This is a genomic window from Pseudoxanthomonas sp. GW2 (assembly GCF_000283075.1).
Taxonomy (GTDB): domain Bacteria; phylum Pseudomonadota; class Gammaproteobacteria; order Xanthomonadales; family Xanthomonadaceae; genus Pseudoxanthomonas.
The window spans coordinates 1-4,808 of the sequence record NZ_ALIP01000031.1 but is presented as its reverse complement, the minus strand read 5'-3'; the positions used below and the strand labels follow the sequence as shown (position 1 = coordinate 4,808).

Here is a 4,808-nt window from a genome sequence, read left to right as displayed (position 1 = left end):
GAGGCCGCTCCGGCCGCCGGGTCCGTCGATCCGCTGCTGGCCGAGATGGCCGCCGCCGCCGCGGCGATCCCGCCGGCCTCGGTCGGTGCCGCCCCGGCCGTGCCACCGGCGCCGCCGGTGGTCGTGCCGGCCGCACCGGCACCTGCCGCCACCCGCAACGGCGGCTTCGACGACAACCAGGACATCGACGCCGACATCCGCGAAGTCTTCCTGGAGGAGTTCGAGGAAGAGCGCGGCAACCTTGCGCGCCTGCTGCCGCTGTGGCTGCGCGCGCCGGACGACCTGGAACGCCTGCGTCCGATCCGCCGCGTGTTCCACACCCTCAAGGGCAGTGGCCGCCTGGTCGGCGCCAGTGCCCTGGGCGAGTTCGCCTGGAAGATCGAGAGCATGCTCAACCGCGTGCTCGACGGCACCCGTCCGGCCAGCCCGGCGGTGGTCGCGATGGTGCAGCAGGCCACCGAGGTGCTGCCGCAGTTCGATGCCGCGCTGCGCGGCACCGGCGCGCTTGCCCTGGACCTGCACGCGATCGAGTCGGTGGCCGAGCGCATCGCCGCCGGCGAGGAAGCGTTCTACTCGATGCCGGCGCCGCCGGCGGCCGTGGCCGCCGTGGTGGACGAAGGCACCCCGGCCTCGGTCGACAGCGTGCTGCGCGAGATCCTCGAGACCGAGGTCGCCACCCACCTGGAGACGGTGGACGCGTGGATTGCCGCCGCGCGCCAGGCGCCGCAGGCGGTCAACGATCCGCTGCTGCGCGCCATGCACACCATGAACGGCGCGTTCGCGATGACCGACGTGCCGGAGATCACCGCGGTCACCGACGCGGCCGAGACCTACATCAAGCGCGGCATCGCCGCCGGCCACGTGCCTTCCGCGGAGGAAGTGCAGACCCTGGCCGACACCGCGGCCACGATCCGCGCCTGCATCCAGGCGCTGCAGGCCGAGTCGCCGCGTATCCCCAGCTATGCCGCGCTGGCCGCGCGCCTGCGGGCGATGGCCGACACCCTGCCGGAGGCGCGCTGGTCGCAGCCGGAAATCCTCGAGGACGAAGCCGCGGCCGTGCCGGCGGCGCCGGATCCGTCGATGGAACTCACCGGCGTCGACCTCAGCGGCTTCCTGGTCGACGCGCTGGGTGGCGACGAGGCCCAGCCGGCCGCGGTCGATGCCGGCAGTGCCGCGCCCGCGGCACCCCAGGTGCCGGACTGGAACCTGGACGCCGCCGGGACGGCGGCCCCGGAAACCAGCGCCCCGGCCGTCCGGCAGTGGGAGGTGGAGCAGCCGCTCGCCGGCGCGGACGCCAGCGCCGCGTCCGATTTCGCCGGCGAGGCCATGCCGGCCGCGCCCGCGGGCAGCGAAGAGGCTGCGACCGATGCGGGCGATTTCAGCTTCGACTGGACCCCGCCCGAGGTCGCCGCGGAGCCCGCCGCCCCGGCGGCCGAACCGCCGGCCATCGCGCAGGCCACCATCGACCCGCCGGTCGCCGTGGAGCCGGCCATCGAGCCGGCGGCCGCGGACTGGAACCTGGAGCCGGTGGCCGACAGCGGCGCCGTGGAGCCGGCCGGCATTGCGCCGGTGGCGGAAGAAAGTCCCGCGCCGGCCGTCGACGACGCCTCCATGGCCGCGGCCGGGCCGGTGGCCGCGAGCCCGGACCCGGTGCTGGCGCCGCTGCACGAGGCCATCGAGGCCGCGCTGGAAGCGGCCGCGCCGGAAGTCCCCGCGACCGCAACCACTGCGGCCCCGGACGAGCCGGCCGCGGAAGCGCCGGTGCAGCCGGAGGTGGCCGAGGCGCCCGCGGTTGCCGCCGAGGCACCCGCCGCCGCCCCGGTACTGCCGGCGGAAACCGAGGGGGCGCCGGCCGACGCGCCGATGCTGGACTTCAGCGAGCTGGACCGCGACCTGGTCGACATCTTCGTCGAGGAAGGCGGCGACCTGCTCGACCACATCGACGCGCTGCTGGTGGAACTGCGCGCCGACAGCACCGCGCGCGAGGCGATCATCGGCCTGCAGCGCGACCTGCACACGCTCAAGGGCGGCGCGCGCATGGCCGGCATCGCCACCATCGGCGACCTCGGCCACGTGATCGAGTCGCTGCTGGAAGCGGCCGCCGAGCATCGCACCGAGCTGGGCCGCGGTGACGTGCAGCTGCTGGAACGCGGCTTCGACACCCTGCACCAGCTGTTGGTGCAGACCCGTGCCCACCGCGCCACCGCCATGCCGCACGCGCTGATCGCCGCGTTCGAGGCGCGCATCCGCGGCGAGGCCGTGCCCGCGGTCGCGGACGACGTTCTGGCCGCTGCGCCGGCCGCCGCGGCGCCCACCGAGGCCGCGCAGCCGCACGCCGAGGCCGCTCCGGCTGCCGCGCCGCAGCCGCAGCCGGTGCATGTCGCCGCCGAGGTCCAGCTGGCCGCCACCGCCGCGGCGCTGCCGCCGCTGTCGGCCCCGGTGGACGAGGAAGCCGAGGCGCCGGCCGAGGAAGCCATCGCCCCGCGCGCCCCGCAGGAACAGGTGCGCGTGCGCGCCGACCTGCTGGACAACCTGGTCAACCATGCCGGCGAAGTGGCGATCTACCGCGCCCGCCTGGAGCAGCAGCTGGGCGCGTTCCGCGCGGCCATGGCCGAGCTGGACCGCACCAACGCCCGACTGCGCGACCAGCTGCGCCGCCTGGACCTGGAGACCGAGGCGCAGATCGTCGCCCGCTACCAGCGCGAGCAGGACAGCGCCGACCCGACCTTCGACCCGCTGGAGCTGGACCGCTTCTCCACCCTGCAGCAGCTCAGCCGCGCGCTGAACGAGTCCGCCGCCGCCCTTACCGGCCTGCAGGGCGTGCTCGAGGACCTGGCCCGCCAGTACGACGTGCTGTTGCAGCAGCAGTCGCGCGTGAGCTCGGACCTGCAGGACGGCCTGATGAGCGCGCGCATGGTGCCGTTCGACAGCGTCGTGCCACGCCTGCGCCGCGTGGTCCGCCAGGCCGGCCACGACACCGGCAAGCAGGTGCAGCTGCGCCTGGACGGCACCCACGGCGAACTGGACCGCAACGTGCTCGACCGCATCGTCGCGCCGATCGAGCACATGCTGCGCAACTCGGTGGCGCACGGCCTGGAGACCCCGGCCGAGCGCGTGGCCGCGGGCAAGAGCGAGGAAGGCACGATCACCATCGCCCTGCGCCACGAGGGCTCGGAAATCGTGCTGCAGGTGTCCGACGACGGCCGCGGCCTGGACCGCGACGCGATCCGCCGCCGCGCCGAGCAGCGCGGCCTGCTCAAGCCGGGCGCGGTGCTCACCGACACCGAGCTGGATTCGCTGATCTTCGAGGCCGGCTTCTCCACCTCCGAGCAGGTCAGCCAGCTGGCCGGCCGCGGCGTGGGCATGGACGTGGTCCGCAACGAAGTGCGCCAGCTCGGCGGCACCGTGGAAATCCACTCGGTGGTCGGCCGCGGCGTGACCTTCACCCTGCGCCTGCCGCAGACCCTGGCGGTCACCCAGGCGGTGTTCGTGCAGATCGGCGAGACCACCTACGCGGTGCCAGTGGCCTCGGTCAGCGGCATCGGCCGGATCTCGCGCGAGCGCTTCGAGAGCGGCACCGGTGGCTACCGCTACGCAGGCGAGGAATACGCGCTGCACGACCTCGGCCTGCTGGTCGGGCAGGGCCCGGCCAAGGCCGAGGGCCAGGCCCAGGTACCGCTGCTGCTGGTGCGCGCCGGCGACCTGCGCGCCGCGGTGGCGATCGACCAGGTGGTCGGCAACCGCGAAATCGTGGTCAAGCCGGTCGGCATGCAGATCGCGTCGGTGCCGGGCATCTACGGCGCCACCATCACCGGCGACGGCCGCGTGGTGGTGATCCTCGACGTCGCCCCGCTGGTGCGCCGCCACCTGGCGCAGCCGCAGCGCCCGGCCGCCGAGGCCGAGGCGCAGCAGCAGCGCCACGTGCCGCTGGTGATGGTGGTCGACGACTCGCTGACCATGCGCAAGGTCACCGGCCGCGTGCTGGAACGCCACAACTTCGAGGTGGTGACCGCGCGCGACGGCATCGAGGCGCTGGAGAAGCTGGAAGAGCGCGTGCCCGACCTCATGCTGCTGGACATCGAGATGCCGCGCATGGACGGCTACGAGCTGGCGACCGCGATGCGCGCCGACGCGCGCTTCCGCGGCGTGCCGATCGTGATGATCACCTCGCGTACCGGCGAGAAGCACCGCCAGCGTGCGTTCGAGATCGGCGTCCAGCGGTACCTGGGCAAGCCGTACCAGGAACTGGACCTGATGCGAAACGTGTACGACCTGCTGGGGATCGCCCGTGCCCGCGACTGATTCCTCGAAGACGGTCGCATTGCTGGCCCGCCAGGGCGCGGCCCGGGAGCGGCTGCGCCAGGCGGTGGACGCCGCCGGCGGCAACGTGGTGCTGGAAGCCGACCCGGTCGAGCTGGACCTGGCCACCCTGGCCGGGATCGGCGCGCAGGCGGTGCTGGTGGCGCTGGAGCCGGCGGTGGAGGACGCGCTGGTGGCGCTGGAGCCGGTGCTGGAGTCGCCGGACCTGCTGGTGATCTTCGACGAGGCCGACCTGGCCGCGCGCCGCGACGGCTGGGAGGCGCAGCGCTGGATCCGCCACCTGGCGGCCAAGCTGCACGGCCACGACGACGTGCTGCCGCCCGGCCGCGAGCACGACATCGACTTCTCGGCGCAGCTGCAGCCCGGCCGCCCGGCTGCGTTGCATCAGGCGCATGCCGGCATCGACGCGGACCTGGCGCTGGGTGGCGAAACCGTGGACCTGGCCGCGCAGCTGCCGCCGGACCTGCCGCCGCCGCTGCCCGCGGTGG

Annotated in this window: 1 protein-coding gene and 1 pseudogene; both read left to right on the top strand. The window is 74.4% G+C overall.

Annotated elements, in window-relative coordinates; translation table 11 throughout:
• The coding region (locus tag B351_RS0102805; RefSeq protein ID WP_019397538.1) for an Hpt domain-containing protein at positions 1-4,302 on the top strand (4,302 nt) is incomplete at its 5' end.
• Positions 4,289-4,808 (top strand): annotated as a pseudogene (locus B351_RS0102800) (chemotaxis protein); the annotation flags it as partial. The gene B351_RS0102805 and the pseudogene B351_RS0102800, both read left to right, overlap by 14 nt.